At 59.5% G+C, this 20,547-nt stretch carries 23 protein-coding genes; 12 read left to right on the forward strand and 11 right to left on the reverse strand.

Annotation, left to right across the window (positions count from 1 at the left end; translation table 11 throughout):
- Positions 1 to 118 precede the first annotated feature (118 nt).
- Positions 119 to 298: a hypothetical protein gene (locus A8O26_RS29825; protein WP_155740673.1), complete on the reverse strand. Its 180-nt coding sequence runs from the start codon at positions 296 to 298 to the stop codon at positions 119 to 121.
- Between the two features lie 158 nt (positions 299 to 456).
- On the opposite strand from A8O26_RS29825, the gene glyA reads away from it, so the two are divergent.
- Complete coding sequence (glyA, locus tag A8O26_RS20450) at positions 457 to 1,806, forward strand: serine hydroxymethyltransferase (protein ID WP_064119580.1); 1,350 nt, start codon at positions 457 to 459, stop codon at positions 1,804 to 1,806.
- Between the two features lie 68 nt (positions 1,807 to 1,874).
- On the opposite strand, the gene A8O26_RS20455 is transcribed toward glyA, so the two are convergent.
- Complete coding sequence (locus A8O26_RS20455; RefSeq protein ID WP_034153251.1) at positions 1,875 to 3,293, reverse strand: amino acid permease; 1,419 nt, start codon at positions 3,291 to 3,293, stop codon at positions 1,875 to 1,877.
- An 893-nt stretch (positions 3,294 to 4,186) separates the two neighbouring features.
- Between A8O26_RS20455 and A8O26_RS29975 the strand changes: the two genes are divergently transcribed.
- Positions 4,187 to 4,324 (forward strand): hypothetical protein, encoded by a 138-nt coding sequence (locus tag A8O26_RS29975; RefSeq protein WP_003222780.1) that lies wholly within the window; start codon positions 4,187 to 4,189, stop codon positions 4,322 to 4,324.
- A 71-nt stretch (positions 4,325 to 4,395) separates the two neighbouring features.
- On the forward strand, positions 4,396 to 5,361 hold the full coding sequence (locus A8O26_RS20460; protein WP_064119581.1) for a hypothetical protein: 966 nt from the start codon (positions 4,396 to 4,398) through the stop codon (positions 5,359 to 5,361).
- 217 nt (positions 5,362 to 5,578) lie between these two features.
- Here the strand turns inward: A8O26_RS20460 and rluB are convergent, their stop codons facing one another.
- The 6 genes from rluB to A8O26_RS20490 all read right to left on the reverse strand — a co-directional run bounded on the left by rluB (position 5,579) and on the right by A8O26_RS20490 (position 10,618).
- Positions 5,579 to 6,808, reverse strand: a complete 1,230-nt coding sequence (gene rluB / locus A8O26_RS20465) for a 23S rRNA pseudouridine(2605) synthase RluB (protein ID WP_064119582.1) — start codon at positions 6,806 to 6,808, stop codon at positions 5,579 to 5,581.
- Positions 6,809 to 6,962: 154 nt separating this feature from the next.
- Positions 6,963 to 7,154 carry a DUF1289 domain-containing protein gene (locus tag A8O26_RS20470; RefSeq protein WP_007919669.1) on the reverse strand — a complete coding sequence of 64 codons (192 nt, stop codon included), beginning with the start codon at positions 7,152 to 7,154 and terminating at the stop codon, positions 6,963 to 6,965.
- A gap of 128 nt (positions 7,155 to 7,282) precedes the next feature.
- On the reverse strand, positions 7,283 to 8,278 hold the full coding sequence (gene scpB, locus A8O26_RS20475) for an SMC-Scp complex subunit ScpB (protein WP_064119583.1): 996 nt from the start codon (positions 8,276 to 8,278) through the stop codon (positions 7,283 to 7,285).
- Between the two features lie 11 nt (positions 8,279 to 8,289).
- Positions 8,290 to 8,988, reverse strand: coding sequence for a segregation and condensation protein A (locus tag A8O26_RS20480; RefSeq protein ID WP_172828192.1), 699 nt, complete (start codon positions 8,986 to 8,988; stop codon positions 8,290 to 8,292).
- 123 nt (positions 8,989 to 9,111) lie between these two features.
- Positions 9,112 to 9,741, reverse strand: coding sequence for an L-threonylcarbamoyladenylate synthase (locus tag A8O26_RS20485; RefSeq protein WP_155740674.1), 630 nt, complete (start codon positions 9,739 to 9,741; stop codon positions 9,112 to 9,114).
- 13 nt (positions 9,742 to 9,754) lie between these two features.
- Positions 9,755 to 10,618 (reverse strand): PHP domain-containing protein, encoded by an 864-nt coding sequence (locus tag A8O26_RS20490; RefSeq protein ID WP_064119585.1) that lies wholly within the window; start codon positions 10,616 to 10,618, stop codon positions 9,755 to 9,757.
- A gap of 87 nt (positions 10,619 to 10,705) precedes the next feature.
- On the opposite strand from A8O26_RS20490, the gene A8O26_RS20495 reads away from it, so the two are divergent.
- The 6 genes from A8O26_RS20495 (at position 10,706) to A8O26_RS20520 (ending at position 14,949) form a co-directional block, all read left to right on the forward strand.
- Positions 10,706 to 11,305 carry a septation protein A gene (locus tag A8O26_RS20495; protein ID WP_064119586.1) on the forward strand — a complete coding sequence of 200 codons (600 nt, stop codon included), beginning with the start codon at positions 10,706 to 10,708 and terminating at the stop codon, positions 11,303 to 11,305.
- 1 nt (position 11,306) lies between these two features.
- Positions 11,307 to 11,606: a YciI family protein gene (locus A8O26_RS20500; RefSeq protein WP_007919677.1), complete on the forward strand. Its 300-nt coding sequence runs from the start codon at positions 11,307 to 11,309 to the stop codon at positions 11,604 to 11,606.
- 110 nt (positions 11,607 to 11,716) lie between these two features.
- Positions 11,717 to 12,127: a hypothetical protein gene (locus A8O26_RS20505; protein ID WP_064119587.1), complete on the forward strand. Its 411-nt coding sequence runs from the start codon at positions 11,717 to 11,719 to the stop codon at positions 12,125 to 12,127.
- Positions 12,128 to 12,134: 7 nt separating this feature from the next.
- Complete coding sequence (locus A8O26_RS20510) at positions 12,135 to 12,812, forward strand: response regulator transcription factor (protein WP_064119588.1); 678 nt, start codon at positions 12,135 to 12,137, stop codon at positions 12,810 to 12,812.
- A 170-nt stretch (positions 12,813 to 12,982) separates the two neighbouring features.
- The gene (locus A8O26_RS20515; RefSeq protein ID WP_064119589.1) at positions 12,983 to 13,432 is read left to right on the forward strand and encodes a Spy/CpxP family protein refolding chaperone; all 450 of its coding nucleotides are present in this window, start codon (positions 12,983 to 12,985) and stop codon (positions 13,430 to 13,432) included.
- A 176-nt stretch (positions 13,433 to 13,608) separates the two neighbouring features.
- Complete coding sequence (locus A8O26_RS20520; RefSeq protein ID WP_064119590.1) at positions 13,609 to 14,949, forward strand: sensor histidine kinase; 1,341 nt, start codon at positions 13,609 to 13,611, stop codon at positions 14,947 to 14,949.
- Positions 14,950 to 15,303: 354 nt separating this feature from the next.
- Here A8O26_RS20520 and A8O26_RS20525 read toward each other — a convergent pair whose 3' ends face one another.
- Entirely contained in the window at positions 15,304 to 15,870 is a 567-nt protein-coding gene (locus A8O26_RS20525) for an NAD(P)H nitroreductase (protein ID WP_064119591.1), read from the reverse strand.
- Between the two features lie 121 nt (positions 15,871 to 15,991).
- On the opposite strand from A8O26_RS20525, the gene A8O26_RS20530 reads away from it, so the two are divergent.
- Positions 15,992 to 17,446, forward strand: a complete 1,455-nt coding sequence (locus A8O26_RS20530; RefSeq protein ID WP_064119592.1) for a TrkH family potassium uptake protein — start codon at positions 15,992 to 15,994, stop codon at positions 17,444 to 17,446.
- Here the strand turns inward: A8O26_RS20530 and A8O26_RS20535 are convergent.
- Entirely contained in the window at positions 17,403 to 18,464 is a 1,062-nt protein-coding gene (locus A8O26_RS20535) for an AraC family transcriptional regulator (RefSeq protein WP_216637713.1), read from the reverse strand. The two genes, A8O26_RS20530 and A8O26_RS20535, sit on opposite strands and share 44 nt — an antisense overlap.
- 164 nt (positions 18,465 to 18,628) lie before the next feature.
- Between A8O26_RS20535 and A8O26_RS20540 the strand changes: the two genes are divergently transcribed.
- Both A8O26_RS20540 and A8O26_RS20545 read left to right on the forward strand, forming a co-directional pair.
- Complete coding sequence (locus tag A8O26_RS20540; protein WP_064119594.1) at positions 18,629 to 18,940, forward strand: DUF962 domain-containing protein; 312 nt, start codon at positions 18,629 to 18,631, stop codon at positions 18,938 to 18,940.
- A gap of 21 nt (positions 18,941 to 18,961) precedes the next feature.
- Positions 18,962 to 19,552 (forward strand): HD domain-containing protein, encoded by a 591-nt coding sequence (locus A8O26_RS20545; protein ID WP_064119595.1) that lies wholly within the window; start codon positions 18,962 to 18,964, stop codon positions 19,550 to 19,552.
- A gap of 120 nt (positions 19,553 to 19,672) precedes the next feature.
- On the opposite strand, the gene A8O26_RS20550 is transcribed toward A8O26_RS20545, so the two are convergent.
- Positions 19,673 to 20,488, reverse strand: coding sequence for a UDP-2,3-diacylglucosamine diphosphatase (locus A8O26_RS20550; RefSeq protein ID WP_064119596.1), 816 nt, complete (start codon positions 20,486 to 20,488; stop codon positions 19,673 to 19,675).
- Positions 20,489 to 20,547 lie beyond the last annotated feature (59 nt).

Below are 20,547 nucleotides of genomic sequence, written 5' to 3' on the forward strand. Positions count from 1 at the left end.
AGGAAATTGCAGTTTTATCCCTGTCAGTGCCGCGCGAGATCATAGCACTCTCCCTCCTTGGATTCGGTATAAAAAGTCAGCCTTCCCAGGCTGCCTCCCGCCCACTTGCAAGATCCTTTCAGCCTCTGTACTGACTCGTCAGTTCCTGCTGCCTTTCACCCGGAGCCTGAAAATCGGCACCGGGCAACGCCTGTTTTACACCCGCAGCGACTACAAAAAGAATCATTTTCTTTGAAGAATGTTCATTTTTCTGATTAATTCTGTGGCGTTCCTCAGTGAAAAATTTATGATGCGTCAATCCCGCGTCCCATTCTCGAGAATGAAAGGACGAAAAAACGGGAGGCCTGTACAGGGTTTAGTTTTGCGCGCACAGCGGTCAAAACACGGATTCGCCTGTACAGATCTGGCAAGCACGGACGTGCGCCTATCACGCAAAACCAGGGAAGGAATCAAGCAATGGCAGTCATTACTGAACCGCTCAAGCACCAGGCTGACTTGTTGCGTCGTGGCCTCGCGGGCCTTCGCGCAGAAGATGCCGAACTGGCAGCCATTCTCGAGGCTGAAGTCACGCGTCAACAGCAGACCCTTTCGTTGATCTCATCGTCCTGCGCAGTGCAGCCTCGAACGTTGGTGGCATCCGCTTCGGTGCTGGTCAACGTGACGGCTGAAGGCATGCCGGGCAAGCGCCACAGCGCGGGGTGCGAGAACGTCGAGCTGGTTGAGTCACTGGCCATCCGCAGGGCTCGGCAACTGTTCGCGGCTCAATACGCCAACGTGCAGCCCCACTCGGCGTCGAACGCTGTTTACCAAGTGCTCACCGCTTTGCTAGAGCCGGGCGATACCTTGCTGGGCATGGCAGTGGAACACGGTGGTCATCTGACGCATGGCAGCCTCGCTGCGTTTTCGGGCGCCTACTACAAGGCGATCCAGTACGGCACGACAGCGGACGGCTTGATCGATTACGACAAGGTACGCCTGCTCGCACTCGCCCATCGCCCACGCGTCATCCTCTGCGGCGCCACCGCCTATTCGCGCGTGGTGGACTTCCAGCGGTTTCGCGAAATTGCCGATGAAGCCGGGGCTATTCTGCTCGCCGACATTTCGCATATCGCCGGGCTGGTCGCCACCGGACGACACCCAAGTCCGATCGATGCCGCCCACGTCACCGTCACGTGCACGCACAAGCAACTGGCCGGTCCTCGCGGCGGGCTGATTCTCAGCGGTGCTGATGCGAACACCAAGATTCCCGGTTTGCGGACCACCTTCAGTCGCCTGCTTGAGCAAGCCGTTTATCCGCGAATGCAGGGTGCGCCCGCCGCCAATATGATCGCGGCGAAGGCTGCCGCGCTGGGTTACGCAATGTCCGCAGCATTCGATGCCTGCATGGCGCAGATCCGCAGTACGGCGGATGAAATGGCCAAAGCGTTTCAGGCCAAGGATTATGAAGTGGTCGGCGACTGCAGTGAGAACCATACGGTGCTGGTTCGCTTGCGTGGCGGTATTACCGGCGCCATCGCAGAGGCGGCGCTGGGGCACTGCGGGATCATTGTCAGCAAACATCGCGTACCCGACGATCCCCGCTCGGCACTGGTTACCAGCGGACTGCGTATTGGCACGGGCGCTCTGGCGCAACGCCGGGTCGATGTCCACGGCAGCCGCCAGATCGTCGATTTGATCGTGCGGATTCTGAATACCGTGGCGCCGCTCGGCGAACAGGATTACACCCTGGAGCCCCTGCTCCTTGCGCAGTTTCGCTCAGAGGTCGAAACCCTGTGCAGGGACTATCCTTTCACCGACTATCAATAGCGCCCCAACATTTGCGGCCATAAAAAAACCCGGCACTCAGGCCGGGTTTTGTGTTTCTGCATCAGCGCTTACTTGGCAGCACCTGCCGCGTGCACGGCCTGCTGCGCACCGCGCTTGTTCTTGATCACGTAGCAGACCCACATGAACACGACCCACACCGGAATCGCATACACCGAGATCTGAATGCCCGGGATCAACAGCATCACGCCAAGGATGAACGCAACGAACGCCAGGCAGATGTAGTTGCCGTATGGGTACCACAGCGCCTTGAATAGCGGCGTCTGCTGAGTCTTGTTCATGTGCTGACGGAACTTGAAGTGCGAGAAGCTGATCATCGCCCAGTTAATCACCAGCGTTGCAACCACCAGCGACATCAGCAGTTCTAGCGCGTGTTGCGGGATCAGGTAGTTGAGCAGCACAGCGACCAGCGTCACCGCCGCCGAAGCCAGAATCGAACGCACCGGTACACCGCGCTTGTCGATCTTCGCCAGACCTTTCGGCGCATCACCCTGCTCGGCCATGCCCAGCAGCATGCGGCTGTTGCAGTAGGTGCCGCTGTTGTACACCGACAACGCGGCGGTCAGGACTACAAAGTTGAGGATGTGCGCGGCGGTGTTGCTGCCGAGCATCGAGAACACTTGCACGAACGGGCTGCCGCTGTACGAATCGCCGGACGCGTTGAGGGTTGCCAGCAGGCTGTCCCACGGGGTCAGCGACAGCAGAATCACCAGTGCACCGATGTAGAAAATCAGGATCCGGTAGATCACCTGGTTGATCGCTTTCGGGATCACGGTCTTCGGCTTGTCGGCTTCAGCAGCGGTGAAACCGAGCATTTCCAGACCGCCGAAGGAGAACATGATGATCGCCATGGCCATCACCAGACCGCTCACCCCGTTCGGGAAGAAACCACCGTGCGACCACAGGTTTGTCACCGAAGCCTGCGGGCCACCATTGCCGCTGACCAGCAGGTAGCTGCCCAGCGCAATCATGCCGACAATCGCCACGACCTTGATGATCGCGAACCAGAACTCGGCTTCTCCGAAGACTTTGACGTTGGCCAGGTTGATCGCGTTGATCAACACGAAGAAGGCTGCCGCAGAAACCCAGGTCGGAATGTCCGGGGCCCAGTAGTGGATGTATTTGCCGACCGCGGTCAGCTCCGACATGCCCACCAGAATGTACAGAATCCAGCAGTTCCAGCCCGACAGGAAACCGGCAAAGCCGCCCCAGTATTTGTGCGCGAAATGGCTGAAGGAACCGGCCACCGGCTCTTCGACGATCATCTCGCCGAGCTGGCGCATGATCATGAAGGCGATGAAGCCGCAGATGGCGTAGCCGAGGATCATCGACGGGCCGGCGGATTTCAGTACCCCGGCCGAGCCGAGGAACAATCCGGTACCGATCGCGCCACCGAGGGCGATCAGTTGAATATGGCGATTTTTCAGGCCGCGTTTCAGCTCGCCTGATTGCGAGGGTTGTCCACTCATGAAAAAGGTCTCACGCAAGGTTTGATGATGTTCAGTAGACGTTGCTGCAAGGTTGCGATTTCAGGCAGCCCCGATCAAACCCCAGCGCAGGCACCAGGAGTTCAGCTTATTTACAACGGTCATGCGTCACCTGTTTGTTTTTATCTGTGACGAAATCGAACCCGAAACGCTTGTGGCGCCACGGAGTGAACAAGGCGGATAGCCTTGAGATTTGCGCGATCACGCAGAGGGTCACAGTTAAAACGCGGCGCATTGTACACCGCTAACCCCCTGCTGCCAGACCCCGCTGGATCAGCGTGATGGTTGCCGGGATTGCGTGTGTCCGCCTCGAGACACTCGAGCGGCTGCAAAAATTGAGTCAGGCCTTTGCAGGCCATCGGCGTGGACGAGGAAAAAACCGTCCCACGGAGAGAGGTGGAGATCAGTCACGGCGTTCATTGCGCCTCCTTCTTGTTATGCACCTGCACGACAGGCATGGGGCGCATCTCACCCTGCAAACGGCGCTGAAACAAGCGCGCCAGAGCCTTTTGCAGCCCGCGGTGGTGCAGGCTTCGGCAGCTTTTCCTTACAGCGCTCACGGACGCCGGGGTTCACTCGGTTTCAGCGGCTTTTTCGTAAATATTTCTTTACGAGGCGTAACGCAGAGTTTCCATTTCAGAAAATTCTGTCAGACGTCTGCAAATTGACGGTAGCTGGCTTGCTAAGCAAAACGCCGACTTAGTTTTTTGTTTTTAAATGAGAAAAACTCAACGAAAAAACAGAATAAAAAGTCTATTTAAAAATTAAATGAATAATTTTTTGCATTACAAAAGTCCCTGAACTAGGTTCTTCACGTCTTGCCGGCCACCTCGACCGGCCAGTCACAACCGTGAAAGTCATCTAGGAGATCGACCATGCAAGCACTGGAAAAAGACTTGGATACCGAACTGCAACTGGACGAATGGTTTGAAGCACCGACCCACGAGGCGGCTGTGGAAATGATGCAAGCCGACGCGGTGGTTCCGTTCGGCACGGCGATGTGGCCTCTGTAAGACATCCCCGGGCAGGCACGATCCGGCCGGTCGTGCCTGCCGCTTTCTTCACGGTCAGTCAGGGAGGACTCATGGATAAGCCCCGCGCGATCTCGCATTTCCTTTACTACCTCGAACATCACCCTGCCCTTGCCGGCCTCGACTCGGCGAAGGTATTGCTCGGCCACACGGCTGATTATCAAGCGCTGACCGGCGCCATCGCCGAACAGGCTGGCGATCATCCACGTTTCCAGTTCAGCGCCCGACGACTGGACCTGGAAAGCACCGCAACGCTGACTTCGGCAATCATCGACAGCGATCTATACATTTTCTTCTACGACTCTTCCACCCTGCCCAACCCGCGCCCCGACGGCCCGGAGTTCGTCCGCGCGTTGCAAGGCGTGATGGCGGAAAACTGGAAGAAGTCGCTGCTGTTCAAGGATTACGGCGATTATTTCTACGACACCTTCAGCGTTACCCCGCAGCGCATCGCCGGGCTCAACAGTCACCTGATCCAGCGCATGTCCCAAGCGACCACGTTGAGTTTCAAGGATGACGACGGCTCATGGTTTGAAACGCCGCTGAGCAGCATCAAGAAGTGGACCGACATCAACGGCGTCGGCAACTTCGACCTGGCGCCCGGCGAAATCGCCACGCACAGCGAAAGCATCAACGGCCATGTGAAGTTCAAGGGCACGTTCCTCAGCACCATCCCGTTTGCGCGCAAGTACGGTGTGCTGGAGTCGCCGCTGGAACTGTGGATCGAGAACTCGACCATCAGCCGCATCGCCACTGACGTGCCGGGGCTGGAGCATGATTTCAACAAGTATCTGGATGCGAATCCGTCGAACCGACGCATTGAGGAGCTGGGGATTGGTACTAACGAAGGCGTGAAGGATTTGTATGCGCGCAATGCCGGATTTGAGGAGCGGCATTGTGGGTTGCATCTGGGATTGGGCGGTGGCGCCAAGGGCAGTCATCACCTCGATCTGATCTTTTCGGGCGGGGTGTTGGCGCTGGATGACAAGCCAGTGTTTGACGGACGCTTTGTGTTCTAGCCCAAGATTTCTTTATTGACGCTACCGGCCCTTTCGCGAGCAAGCTCGCTCCCACAGGGGATTTGTGTACGACACAGCTCCAATGTGGGAGCGAGCTTGCTCGCGAAGAGGCCCGGTCAGGCGCTATATACCTTTCATCGGACAAAAAAAAACGCCAACCCTGAGGTTGGCGTTTTTGCTTGAGCTTCAAGCTTGCCGCTAGAAGCTCACAACTGCCTTATTCCGGCTTCTTGCGACCAAACCCCGGACGCTGACCGGAACCGGCCGGTGCGCCGCGGCGCTTGCCCGACGGCTTGTCACCGTCAACCAGCTTGATTCCCGGACGCTTTGGCGCAGGCTTGGCCGGGCGCTTGTTGGTGGTGTCCGCAGGACGATCCGCCACAGGCGTGCCACGACCGGCAGGCGCACCACGCTCGCCACGCTCGCCACGCTCAGTGCGACCGTTGGCCGGACGCGGAGTGCGCTCGCCGTCACGGGCGACTGGCTTGCGACCTGGACGCTCACCTTCGATCTGCGGCTCGCGGCTTGGACGTGGACCGGTCGGCGCACCAGCGGCTGGACGCAGCGTGCGCACGCGCTCGGTCTTGCCCATCGGGCGCGACGATTTGCGCTGCATGCGCTCAAGCTTGTCTTTGCTCTTGGCGTTCAGTTGCGGCATCGCCACCGGCGTCAGGCCGACTTCAGCACTGAGGATGTCGACTTCGTACTGGCTCATTTCGCGCCAGCGGCCCATCGGCAGGTCGGAGTTGAGGAACACCGGACCGAAACGCACGCGCTTCAGACGGCTGACCACCAGACCTTGCGATTCCCACAGACGACGAACTTCACGGTTACGACCTTCCATCACCACGCAGTGGTACCAGTGGTTGAAGCCTTCGCCGCCCGGTGCCTGCTTGATGTCGGTGAACTTGGCCGGGCCGTCTTCCAGCACCACGCCAGCCTTCAGGCGTTCGATCATTTCGTCATCGACTTCACCGCGTACACGCACGGCGTACTCACGGTCCATCTCGTAGGACGGGTGCATCAGGCGGTTGGCCAGTTCACCGTCGGTGGTGAACATCAGCAAACCGGTGGTGTTGATGTCGAGACGACCGATGTTGATCCAGCGACCTTCTTTCGGACGCGGCAGCTTGTCGAACACGGTCGGACGGCCTTCCGGGTCGTCACGGGTGCAGATCTCGCCATCGGGTTTGTTGTACATGATCACGCGGCGTACCGATTCGGCCGCTTCTTCGCGCTTGATCACCTTGCCATCAATGGTGATGGCGTCGTGCATGTCGACGCGCAGACCGAGGGTGGCGTCTTTGCCATTGACCTTGATCCGGCCCTGGCTGATCCAGGATTCCACGTCACGGCGCGAGCCGACGCCGATACGGGCGAGGACTTTCTGCAGCTTTTCGCCTGCTGGGCCGATTTCCTGGTCGTCTTTCTGAATGATGTCGCTCATCTGGGCACCTCCCGGTGTGGTCTGTTCAGGCGCTCTGAATTGGGCGCCTGAAGCATTGAAATCTGGGTTCTCGGCCGAAGGGATCGGCGAAGGGTCGCGAATCATACGCGGATGTGCGCCGTCGCGCATCAGAGACTAGCTGATCGATTGGCAGTTATTTCTTTTTCCGCCGACCGGCGCCACCGAGTTTGATCAGGCGCAGCGCGGCTTCGGCCAGCACAGTGCGCTTGTCGTCCTTGTCGAGTTTCTTCCAGGCTTTGATTTCGCGCTTGCTGCGGCCACAGCCGAGGCAGATGTCGTCGGTGAACTTGCAGAGGCTGATGCACGGGTCTTTGGTGGAACTCATCACTCACTCCGAATATGCACCGTTTCCTGTGGGAGCGAGCCTGCTCGCGAAAGGGCCCTGTCAGTCGACATCATCGTTGTCTGACACACCGCATTCGCGAGCAGGCTCGCTCCCACAGTTGTTCGTAATCAGTCTTCGAATTCGCGGCGTTCGGCTTCGATGGCTTCGGCCAGGGCACGGGCTTCGGCTTCTTCTTCGCTTAGCTCGGGTTCGGGCGCGTGTTGTTCGAGGGCAGCGACGGCGGCCAACAGCTTCTCGCGGGCTTCGGCGACGCCAAGAATGTCCTCTTCCGGTTCGGCTTCTGGCTCGGCTTCAAGTTCAACTTCGATGGTTGGCTCGGCGATCTGCGGCTCAGGCTCAGACTCAGTCTCGGTTTCTGCATCAACCGTCGGCACTTCACCGTCCGCCGCATCGCGCAGCAAGTCGTCGAAGTCGGTCTTGATCCCCTCTTCCATGCTGTCCAGTTCCAACAGCAAGGTGTGGAAACTGGTTTCTTCCTTCTCTTCTTCCGGCTCGGCGCTGGCGTCGGCCAACTCCTGCAAGCCTTGCGGCACCGGCGCGTCGTCGAAATCGAGCACCGGGTCGGTCTCCATCTCGCGCAGTTCGGCCAATGGCGGCAGGTCTTCGAGGTTCTTCAGGTTGAAGTGATCGAGAAACATCTTGGTGGTGGCAAACATCGCCGGTTTGCCCGGCACGTCGCGGTAGCCAACGACGCGGATCCACTCACGTTCCAGCAAGGTTTTGACGATGTTGCTGTTCACCGCGACGCCACGCACGTCTTCGATCTCGCCACGGGTGATCGGCTGGCGGTAGGCGATCAACGCGATGGTTTCCAGCAAGGCACGGGAATAGCGTTGCGGGCGTTCTTCCCAGAGTCGGCCAACCCACGGTGAAAACTTCTCGCGGATCTGCAAGCGATAACCCGACGAGACTTCCTTGAGCTCAAAGGCGCGGCCCTCGCAGGACTTGCCCAGCAGGGTCAGGGCTTTTTTGAAGACCGCAGGCTCCGGCCGTTCGCCTTCTTCAAACAGTTCGAACAGGCGTTCAAGGGATTGCGGCTTTCCCGAAGCCAACAGAAAGGCTTCAAGCAGGGGCGCCAGCTCGCGGGGTTCAGTCAGGTTCATGTTTCGACTCGTTATTCGGCTCGGGCTCGCACGTGGATCGCGGCGAACGGCTCATTCTGCACCAGCTCGACCAAGGATTCCTTGACCAGTTCAAGGATCGCCATAAAGGTCACCACCACACCCAGCCTGCCCTCTTCGGCAGTGAACAGCTCGACGAACGGCACAAAACCGCCGCCCTTGAGCCGTTCCAGCACATCGCTCATGCGCTCGCGGGTGGATAGCGCCTCGCGGCTGACCTGGTGGCTTTCAAACATATCGCCACGGCGCAGCACTTCGGCCATGCACATCAAAATCTCTTCCAGCGCGACATCCGGCAACAGCTTGCGCGCCCGGGCTTCCGGGGCATCGAGCTTGGGCACGATGACGTCGCGGCCAACGCGGCTCAAGCCGTCGATGCCTTCGGCGGCAGCCTTGAAGCGCTCGTACTCCTGCAAGCGGCGGATCAGTTCGGCGCGTGGGTCATCTTCTTCGTCTTCGACGGTTTCCGCACGCGGCAGGAGCATGCGCGACTTGATCTCGGCGAGCATCGCGGCCATCACCAGATACTCGGCAGCGAGTTCCAGGCGCACCGACTGCATCAACTCGACGTAACCCATGTACTGACGGGTGATTTCCGCCACCGGGATGTCGAGGATGTTGATGTTCTGTTTGCGGATCAGGTACAACAGCAGGTCGAGCGGGCCTTCGAAGGCTTCAAGAAAGACTTCCAGCGCATCCGGCGGGATGTACAGGTCGAGCGGCATTTCCATGACCGCCTGGCCATAGACCATGGCAAACGGCAACTCTTGCTGAGCGCCGGCCTGGGGATCGGCAACGGTTTCCACTGCGGACATTCAGGCCTCGACCATGAACGGCGTCGGATCGCCGCAACCGACGCGGACCACTTCCGGGTCATCGCCTGTCAGGTCGATCACGGTAGAGGCTTTGATGCCGCCAAAACCGCCGTCGATGATCAAGTCCACCTGGTGTTCGAGCAATTGACGCATTTCGTACGGATCACTCAACGGATCTTCTTCGCCGGGCATGATCAGCGTCACGCTCATCAGCGGCTCGCCGAGTTCGGCCAGCAGCGCCAACGCAATCGGATGGCTCGGGACGCGCAGGCCGATGGTGCGTTTTTTCGGATGCAGCAACAGGCGCGGCACTTCGCGGGTGGCGTTGAGAATGAAGGTGTACGGCCCCGGTAGATGCGCCTTGAGAATACGGAAGGTGCCGGTGTCGATCTTGGCGTAGTTGCCCAGTTGCGACAGGTCGCTGCAGATCAGCGCGAAGTTGTGCTTTTCATCGAGCTGACGCAGACGGCGCACGCGCTCGATCGCGGTCTTGTCGCCGATCTGGCAGCCGATGGCGTAGGAAGAGTCCGTGGGATAAACCACCACCCCGCCCTTGCGGATGATCTCGACCGCCTGTTTTATCAGGCGCGCTTGTGGGTTTTCCGGATGTATCTGGAAAAATTGACTCACATTTTCTACCTGTTCAGACGGCGGCAATATCTGTGTCATGTTTGAACCGACACCACAGGGGTGGAAGGTCCTCGGGAACCGGCCGGTACTGGCCGATCTCGGACCAGCCGCCAGGGCCATGGAAGTCACTGCCGGCGCTGACCAGCAGACCGAACTCACGGGCAAGGATTGCCAGGCTGCCGACCTGTTCCGCAGGCTGATGGCCATTGACCACCTCGATCGCATGCCCGCCTGCTTGAATATAGTCGGCAATCAGCTTTCGGCGCTTGCTGCGGGTGAAATCGTAGTGCCACGGATGCGCCAGGCTGACCCAGGCATTGGCGGCGCGCAGGGTGCCGACGGTGTCTTCCAGCGTCGGCCAGTGCAATTTGACGTCACCGAGCTTGCCGGCGCCGAGCCACTTGCGAAAGGCCTCGGCGCGATCCTTTACAAAACCTTCACGCACCATCCAGTCGGCGAAATGCGGACGGGCCGGGGCGTTGCCGCTGTCGCCCAGCTCCTGCTGGATTTTGCGCGCGCCGTCGAGGGCACCGGGCATGCCTTTAAGGGCGAGCTTGCGGCTTATTTCTTCCGACCGCAGCCAGCGGCCATCGTGCAATTTGGCGATGGCTTCGACCAACGGCGCGGCATTGACGTCGAAACCGTAGCCCAGCACATGAATGGTCGCGCCGCCCCAGGTGCAGGACAATTCGACGCCGTTGACCAGTTGCAGGCCCAATTCATTGGCGGCCGTACGCGCTTCGGCGAGGCCTTCAAGGGTGTCGTGGTCGGTCAACGCCAGGACTCGCACGCCGTTTTCGAACGCACGCGCAACCAGAACCGCTGGCGCCAGAGCGCCATCGGAGGCCGTGCTATGGCAGTGCAAATCTACATTCACGGAGAGTTGTAACCTCAAATCAGCTGGCGCTATCGCGCGCCCATATGTTTGTTATTATGCCGCCACATCCAGCTTCTGGCTCTCACTGTGAAACAATTCATCGATTTCATCCCGCTTCTGCTGTTTTTCATCGTTTACAAACTTGATCCACGGGTCGTCGACATCGCTGGCCATGAAGTGACTGTAGGCGGTATTTACAGCGCCACGGCGATGCTGATCATCAGTTCCCTGGTGGTGTACGGCGCGTTGTTCATCAAACAGCGCAAGCTGGAAAAGAGCCAATGGCTGACCCTGATTGCCTGCCTGGTGTTCGGTAGCCTGACGCTGGCCTTCCACAGCGAAACCTTCCTCAAGTGGAAAGCGCCGGTGGTCAACTGGCTGTTCGCCCTCGCGTTCATCGGCAGCCACTTCATCGGTGACCGCCTGCTGATCAAACGCATCATGGGCCACGCGCTGACCCTGCCGGATCCGGTCTGGACCCGCCTGAACATCGCCTGGATCGTTTTTTTCCTGTTCTGCGGCGCCGCGAACCTGTTCGTCGCCTTCACCTTCCAAAGCTACTGGGTGGACTTCAAGGTGTTCGGCAGCCTGGGCATGACCGTATTGTTCCTGGTCGCACAGGGCATTTACCTGTCGCGCCACCTGCACGATGCCGATACCCCAACAACACCAAAAACCGAGGACTGACATGCTCTACGCAATCATTGCCACCGACGTCGCCAACTCGCTGGAAGCACGCCTGGCCGCACGCCCTGCGCATCTGGAACGCCTGCAAGCGCTCAAGGGCGAAGGCCGCATCGTATTGGCCGGCCCGCACCCGGCTGTCGACAGCAATGATCCGGGCGCAGCGGGTTTCACCGGCAGCCTGATCGTCGCCGAGTTCGATTCGCTGAGCGCCGCGCAAGCGTGGGCTGATGCTGATCCGTACATCGCTGCTGGCGTGTATGCCAACGTCGTCGTGAAGCCGTTCAAGCAAGTCCTGCCGTAACCCTTTCCCCACGCGATGAACCTTCTCGGTTCATCGCGTTCTCAATCGCTCATTATTCTCGTTTGCCTGCCGACAACCTGCCCAATATCCATTTGGAAGCAGGTGTCGCGATGCGCAAGGGTCCGTTGTGTCTGATGTTGGTCACGTTGTCGATCATGGCGCCCGCCCATGGTGAGGAAACCACCGAAGGCGGCAACTCCACGCCATTGTCGTTAAGTGCCGGCAGCCAGATCACCGAGTTGCAACAGCGCCTCAAGGCCAGTGAGCAGCAGCGGGAAGAACTGAACAAACAACTGCAAAATGCCGACAACGCGCGCGAAAGCGCTCAGCTCGCCCGCTTGCGCCAAGAGAACCAGCGCCTCAAGCTGCAACTCAAGGAAGCCCAGGCCAGCCCGCTGCCGCGTCTGTTGACCGATCAGCAGCAGTGGTTCGTTACGGGGGCGGGAGTAGCGCTATTGGCGCTGCTCTGCGGTATCTTTGCCAGTGGAGCAAGCCGAAAACGTCGGCAATGGCTAAATTGAGTGAGTCATGAGCGAGCTGTTACTGATTGATGATGACCAGGAGTTGTGCGAACTCCTGAGTAGCTGGCTGAGCCAGGAAGGCTTCCAGGTGCGCGCCTGCCACGATGGCCAGAGCGCCCGCAAGGCACTGGCCGAATCGGCCCCGGCGGCGGTGGTGCTGGACGTGATGCTGCCCGACGGCAGCGGTCTGGAACTGCTCAAGCAATTGCGCAACGATCACGCCGATCTGCCAGTGCTGATGCTCTCGGCCCGCGGCGAACCGCTGGACCGTATCCTCGGCCTGGAACTGGGCGCCGACGATTACCTGGCCAAACCGTGCGACCCGCGTGAACTGACCGCCCGCCTGCGCGCGGTATTACGCCGCAGTCACCCGGCTGCGGTGTCGACACAGGTTGAACTGGGCGATCTCAGCTTCAGCCCGGTGCGTGGCGTGGTCAGCATCGATGAGAAAGAACTGACCCTCACCGTTTCCGAAAGCCGTCTGCTCGAAGCCCTGCTCAAGCAGCCCGGCGAGCCGCTGGACAAACAGGAACTGGCGCAGATCGCCCTCGGCCGCAAGCTGACGCTGTATGACCGCAGCCTCGACATGCACGTCAGCAACCTGCGCAAGAAAATCGGCCCGCACCCCGACGGCCGCCCGCGCATCGTCGCCCTGCGCAGCCGCGGTTACTACTACAGCCTGTAAAGCGCTTATTCCTGTGGCGAGGGAGCAAGCTCCCTCGCCACAATTGTTTTGTCAGGCTGATGACGAAGCGTCTTTACCCAAGCTTTACGCAGTGCTGACCGCCGCTGACCTTGATCTCCGTAATCTGAACTCATCCGGAACGTACCGGGAACGAGACAAGGAGATACACCATGCGCAAGACTCTTATCGCTCTGATGTTCGCTGCCGCTCTGCCAACCGTCGCCATGGCCATGCCGCAAGATGGCGGCCCGATGGGTGGCCCGCTCGACGGCCCACGCCACGGCGGTCAGATGTACGGCATGCACGGCAAAGGCCCGTACAGCCAACTCGACCTGTCCCGCGAACAGCGTGAGCAGATCCGCAAGATCATGGGCGAGCAGATGCATGAGCGTAAGCAAGTGGTCGACAAGTACCTGGAAAAACTCTCGCCAGCTGACCAGAAAGCCCTGAAAGACGAAATGGCCGCCAACCACAAGAAAGCCGAGTCCGATGTGCGTGCGGTGCTGAAACCGGATCAACAGAAGAAATTCGACGAGATCCAGAAGAAACAGGCCGAGCGTCGCGCCGAATGGGCCGAGTTCAAGGCGTGGAAAGCGCAACAGCCGCAAAAGGCGCAATAATGATCTGACTTCAGGCCCGACGGCTCACCCCGTCGGGTTTCTTGCTTTCGATCAAATGTGGGAGCGAGCCTGCTCGCGAAAGCAGCGTGTCAGTGAGCTCATTTGTGTCTGATACACCGCTTTCGCGAGCAGGCTCGCTCCCACATTTTAGATTTGTGTTTGATTGAGGATTTTCTGTGCGTTCATTGTTCTGGCGTATTCTCGCGAGCTTCTGGCTGGCCATCGCTCTGGTGGCTGGCCTGTCCATTCTGCTCGGGCACATGCTCAATCAGGACGCGTGGATCCTCAGCCGCCATCCGGGCCTCAACACCCTCGCCAGCGAATGGACGCAATCCTACGAAGCCCAGGGCGAAGAAGCCGCTCAGGACATCCTCGAACAGCGCAAACGCCAATATCACATCGACGTTCAGGTGCTGAACGAATCCGGCGACCCGGTGGTGCGCGGCACCTTCCCGCGTCGCGCCGCTGCCTTCGAAGCGCGGCAAAACAACGATGACCGGCGCCTGCCATGGCGGCGCCTGACCGACGAATTCACCAGTGAGAAAACCGGCGACACTTACCTGTTCATCTACCGTATCCCGCACCCGGAACTCGACGCCTGGCATCGCGAAAGCCTGCTCTGGCCGTTGAGTGCGCTGGGCATCGCGCTGGTGGTATTGACCCTGTTCAGCCTGCTGGTGACCTTCTCCATCACCCGCCCGCTCAGCCGTTTGCGCGGCGCGGTGCATGATCTGGGGCAGACGACCTATCAGCAGAACAGCCTGGCGAAACTGGCCAACCGCCGCGATGAATTCGGCGTGCTGGCCACCGATTTCAACCGCATGGGCGCACGCCTGCAAAGCCTGATCGGCAGCCAGCGTCAGTTGCTCCGCGACGTGTCTCACGAATTGCGTTCACCGTTGGCGCGGTTGCGCATTGCCTTGGCATTGGCAGAACGGGCCAACCCTGAAGAACGCGAAAAACTCTGGCCACGGCTGACCCGCGAATGCGATCGGCTGGAAGCGTTGATCAGTGAAATTCTGGTGTTGGCGCGGGTCGATGCCGACAACGCCAGTGCTGAAGAGGTGGATCTGAATGCCTTGCTCGGCACGTTGCAGAAGGATGCGAAGCTTGGATCGCCCGAGCAAGTTGTGCATCTTGATGTCGAGCCGCAACTGAATCTGAAGGGCTGGCCGACCATGATCGAGCGCGCCGTCGACAACCTGCTGCGCAATGCCCAGCGTTTCAACCCGCAAGGTCAGGCCATTGAAATGCAGGCTTCGCGTCAGGGCGAGAAAATTGTCGTGAGTGTGCGCGATCATGGGCCGGGGGTGCAGGCTGAGTATTTGAGTCAGTTGGGCGAACCGTTTTATCGGGCGCCGGGGCAGACGGCGGCGGGACATGGCTTGGGGCTGGCGATTGCGCGAAGGGCGGCGGAGCGCCATGGCGGGAGTTTGACGCTGGCCAATCATCCGCAGGGTGGGTTTATTGCCAGTCTGGAGTTGCCGTTGGTGCCGGGAGCGGTGGTGCAACCCTGAGAGCCGCCCTCACCCCAGCCCTCTCCCGGAGGGAGAGGGGGCCGACCGCGATGTCTTGCGTCAGACATCGACCTGAAAAACCGAGTCGATTATGGACTCTGAACCCGTAATCAACTCTGTATTCGACTTAACCCGAAATCGATTATGGATTCTGAACACCGTAATCAACCCTGCATTCGACTTAAACCGAAATCGATTATGGATTCTGAACACCGCAATCAACCCTGCATTCGACTTAACCCGAAATCGATTATGGATTCAGCGCAGATCGCTCACGTCGGCGTACCTCTACAGCATCCCCCAATCAGTCCCCTCTCCCTCTGGGAGAGGGCTAGGGTGAGGGGCTTTTGATCTTCAGCCCTTACCCGGCCAGGCGCTGACAAACTCGGCCAGATCAACCTTCTCCGCCACACGCGGCTCTTTCTGCGGCGTCCCGAGGTAGAGAAACGCAATCACCTCTTCACCTTCCGCCAGCCCCAAGCCTTGCGCCACATGCCTGGAATAAGCCAGATCACCGGTGCGCCACACCGCACCAATCCCCTGCGCATACGCCGCCAGCAAAATCCCGTGCGCCGCACAGCCAGCCGCCAACAATTGCTCGGCTTTCGGATACTTGACGTGCTCTTGCAATTTGGCGATGACCACGACCACCAGCGGCGCTCGCAGCGGGCCGTTGCGCGCCTTGTCGATCATTGCTTCGGTGACTTCGCCTGCCTGCTGCTGCGCCGCTTGGGCCAGCAACTCGCCCATTTGCTCGCGCGCCGCGCCTTCGACGGTCAGGAAACGATACGGCTGCAAATGCCCGTGATCCGGCGCGCGCATCGCTGCGCCAAACAGAGCTTCGCGCTGCTCGGCAGTGGGGGCCGGTTCGACCAGTCGTGGAACGGAAACACGGTTGAGCAACGCGTCGAGAGCCTGCATCGGCCACCTCCTGAAAAATATGTGCGGCTATTCTAGCTTTATCTGCCAACAGGATGCCGGTTTACATGCCCTGCCCCACGGGTAGAATGGCGCCCTTCCCACATCAGCCCGAGCGGACTTCATGGCGTTGCCGACCTTACGGATCATTGGTTTCATCATCGGCATCTTCCTGATCACCCTGGCCGTGGCCATGGTCGTGCCCATGGCCACCCTGGTGATTTTCGAACGCACCGGCGATCTGCCGTCGTTCCTCTGGGCGAGCATGATCACCTTCGTCGCCGGCCTCGCGCTGGTGATTCCCGGTCGTCCGGAGCACATTCACCTGCGCCCGCGTGACATGTATCTGCTGACCGTCAGCAGTTGGCTGGTGGTGTGCATTTTCGCCGCGCTGCCGTTTCTGCTGACCCAGCACATCAGCTACACCGATTCGTTTTTCGAAAGCATGTCCGGCATCACCGCGACCGGCTCGACCGTGCTCAACGGTCTGGACACGATGTCACCGGGCATTCTGATGTGGCGCTCGTTGTTGCACTGGATCGGCGGCATCGGCTTTATCGGCATGGCAGTGGCGATTCTGCCGCTGCTGCGCATTGGTGGCATGCGCCTGTTCCAGACCGAATCCTCGGACCGTTCGGAAAAGGTCATGCCGCGCTCGCACATGGTGGCGCGGCTGATCGTTGCCGCGTATGTCGGCATCACCATCCTCGGCAGCCTGGCGTTCTGGTGGGCCGGGATGAGCCCGTTCGACGCGATCAACCATGCGATGTCGGCGATTTCCACCGGCGGGTTCTCGACCTCCGACCAATCCTTGGCCAAGTGGACGCAACCGGCGGTGCACTGGGTGGCGGTGGTCATCATGATTCTCGGCAGCCTGCCGTTCACCCTGTACGTGGCGACGCTGCGCGGCAACCGCAAGGCGCTGATCAAGGATCAACAGGTGCAGGGTTTGCTCGGCATGTTGCTGGTGACCTGGCTGGTGCTCGGCACCTGGTACTGGTGGACGACCAACCTGCATTGGCTGGATGCGCTACGCCACGTGGCGCTGAACGTGACCTCGGTGGTCACCACCACCGGTTTCGCCTTGGGCGACTACAGCCTGTGGGGCAACTTCTCGCTGATGCTGTTCTTCTATCTGGGGTTTGTCGGCGGTTGTTCCGGGTCGACGGCGGGCGGGATCAAGATCTTCCGTTTCCAGGTCGCCTACATCCTGCTCAAGGCCAACCTTAATCAGCTGATTCACCCGCGCGCGGTGATCAAGCAGAAGTACAACGGTCACCGTCTCGACGAAGAGATCGTCCGTTCGATTCTGACTTTTTCGTTCTTCTTTGCCATCACCATCTGCGTGATTGCCCTGCTGCTGTCGCTGCTTGGCGTCGACTGGATGACCGCGCTGACCGGCGCCGCCAGCACCGTGTCCGGCGTCGGCCCGGGGCTGGGCGAAACCATCGGCCCGGCAGGCAACTTCGCCACCCTGCCGGATGCCGCCAAATGGATTCTGTCGTTCGGCATGCTGCTCGGCCGACTGGAGATCATTACGGTGTTTGTGCTGTGTATTCCGGCCTTCTGGCGTCACTGATCGCACTCGGCGCCTGCAACAGCCGCGCCCGGTAATCGCCGGGCGTGGTGTCGAACCAGCGGCGGAACGCGCGAAAGAAGTTGCTCGGGTCGGCGAAACCCAACAGGTAAGCGATTTCCAGCAAGGTCATGCTCGGTTGCGCCAGATACTGTTCGGCCAGTTCGCGGCGAGTGTCATCGAGCAACTGCTGAAAACTCGTACCCTCCTCCTGCAAGCGGCGCTGCAAGGTACGCTGCGATAAATGCAGGGTCTGCGCCACGGTATCGCGTTTCGGCTCCCCTTGCGGCAGCAACCGGCACAACACCTGTCGCGCCTTGTGGGTCACGCGACTCTCCGAGAACCGCGCCAGATACTCCCCGGCAAAGCGGTCGTGCAGCAGCGCCATCGCTTCATTGGCGGTGGGCAGCGGCGCTTCCATGTCGGCGCGTTCGAAGATCAGCGCGTCGTACGGCGCGTTGAACACCAACGGTGCGTGAAAGGCTTGTTTATATGGTTCCAGATCGGCAGGTTGGGCGCCCTGCACCAGCACTTTGACCGGATGCAGCGTGCGTCCGGTCAACCAGCCGCACAGGCCCAGCGCACAGGCCAGTGAGGCTTCGGCGCTTTGCCGGGTCGGCGGCAAGTGATCGCCGTGCACCGTCAGAATCAGCGCGTAACCTTCTTCCAGCAGACGAAAGCTCAGGTCGGCACTTTCGGCGATGATCCGCTGATAGCGCACCAGCCGTTGAAAGCCTTCGGCCAGCGTATTGCTCGACATCAGCGCATAACCGGCGACATGAAACGACGCCGGTCGCACCACTTTGCCCATGTTCAGGCCGATCGCCGGGTTGCCGGACAGCTCGACCGCCCGTTGCCAGAGTCGGGTCATGGAATCTTGCGGGAAACGCGCATCCGGATCATCCAGAGCCGTGTAATCGAGCCCCAGTTGCTTGAACAGAACCCGGCAATCCAGGCCGTCCATCTCCAATGCTTTGACAATCCCCATCGCCCAGCTTGCAGAAGTCGTTCGTTCGCTCATGGCGTTATTCTTTTACATGAGGGGCCGCATGCTACGGCCTGATTTGCGAAGGATACTAAAGTGGCGCCGATTGTCACTGGCCCACGCCAATGATCACTCTAGACTCAAATAAGCTACCCGCAGAACAACTCGTCGCCAGAACAATAACCACAGAGAACGCGGTCGTGGAAAACATCAAGCATTTCAACAGCTTCGCTGAGTTCTATCCGTATTACCTCAGCGAACACAGCAACAGTACCTGTCGTCGCCTGCATTTCATCGGCACGACCCTGGTGATTTTTATTCTCGCGATGACCATCGCCAAGGGCGCCTGGCTGCTGTTATTGGCCTTGCCGCTGGCCGGTTACAGCTTTGCCTGGGTCGGGCACTTCTTTTTTGAAAAGAACCGACCGGCGACTTTCCAGCATCCGCTTTACAGCCTGTTTGGCGACTTCGTCATGTACCGCGACATGATTCTGGGTCGCGTGGCGTTCTGAACACTCACTAGAGGATGGCCGATGAACGCCAATGCCCGCTTCACACACATGCAGGACGGTACGCAGGAGGACTGGGCGATCATTGCTGCGGACTTCAGCGCCTACGCCAAGCAGTTGCCGTCACGGATCCTGACCCACCTGAAACTGCTCGAAGGCGATTTCGGCGGCTTTCCTGTGGATCGCCTGACCCATTCACTACAAACCGCGACCCGCGCCTTTCGTGATGGCCGCGACGAGGAATACGTGGTCTGCGCGTTGTTACATGACATCGGCGACACCTTGGGTTCCTACAACCACCCGGACATTGCCGCGGCAATTCTCAAGCCGTTCGTCAGTGCCGAGAACCTGTGGATGGTCGAGAAGCACGGGGTGTTTCAGGGCTATTACTTTTTCCATCATCTGGGCATGGATCGGCATCTGCGCGAGCAGTTCGCCGGTCATCCGCAGTATCAAGCGACTGCCGAGTTCTGTGCCAAATACGATGCGGCGGCGTTTGATCCTGACTATGACACGCTGCCTTTGAGTTTCTTTGAGCCGATGATGGAAAGACTGTTTGCGCAGCCGAAGAACTCGATCTACAAAGCGGCAATGGAAGAACACACCACGGCCTGAGAACACCACAGCCCATTGTGGGAGCGAGCTTGCTCGCGAATGCGGATTATCAGGCAATACTGCTTTGTCTGATGTACTGCATTCGCGAGCAAGCTCGCTCCCACAAGGGATTTGTGTTGTTCAGGCAAGTTCGGCGACTTTGGCAGCCCTGAGCTCCGCCTCACGTGCCTGCGCATCCGCCAGCCGATACAGCTCGATCGTGCCATCCCAATGCTCGATCAACGCCGTGCACGACTCCACCCAATCGCCGCAATTGAGGTAATCCACCTCGCCCACCTTGCGGATCTCGGCATGGTGAATGTGACCGCAAACGACGCCATGCAACTCACGCTTCACGCATTCATGGGCAATGGCTTCTTCAAAGTCGCTGATGAAACTCACCGCCGTCTTCACCTTGTGTTTCAAGTACGCCGACAGCGACCAGTAACCGTAGCCATAGCGCGCACGCCAATGGTTGAGCCAGCGATTGAGCGTCAGGGTGAATTCGTAGGCGGAGTCGCCAAGGAACGCCAGCCAGCGGTGGTAACGGGTGATCACATCGAACTGATCGCCGTGAATCACCAGCAGATGGCGGCCATCGGCCGTGACGTGCACCGCCTCATCGACCAACTGAATGTTGCCCAGAATCAGCTTCGAATAACGCCGCAGGAACTCATCGTGATTGCCGGTGACGTAAATCACTTCGGTGCCGCGCTTGCTCATGGTCAGCAAACGACGAATCACGTTGGTGTGCGCTTGCGGCCAGTACATGCCGCCGCGCAGTTTCCAGCCGTCGATGATGTCGCCGACCAGGTAAATCTTGTCGGCGTGATAGCCCTTGAGGAACGTCGACAAATGCTCGGCCTGGCAATCCCTTGTGCCCAGGTGCACGTCGGAAATCCACAAGGTACGCACGCGTTGTTTGCGGCTGGGTTTGGCGAGCTCGGCGCTGGTCATGGGCAACCCTCTGCGATGTTTTCGCCAGAGTGCGCCTGCGCGGTTAATCGACCATGACA

Origin of the sequence: Pseudomonas fluorescens, from assembly GCF_001648775.1 — a bacterium.
GTDB lineage: Bacteria > Pseudomonadota > Gammaproteobacteria > Pseudomonadales > Pseudomonadaceae > Aquipseudomonas > Aquipseudomonas fluorescens_M.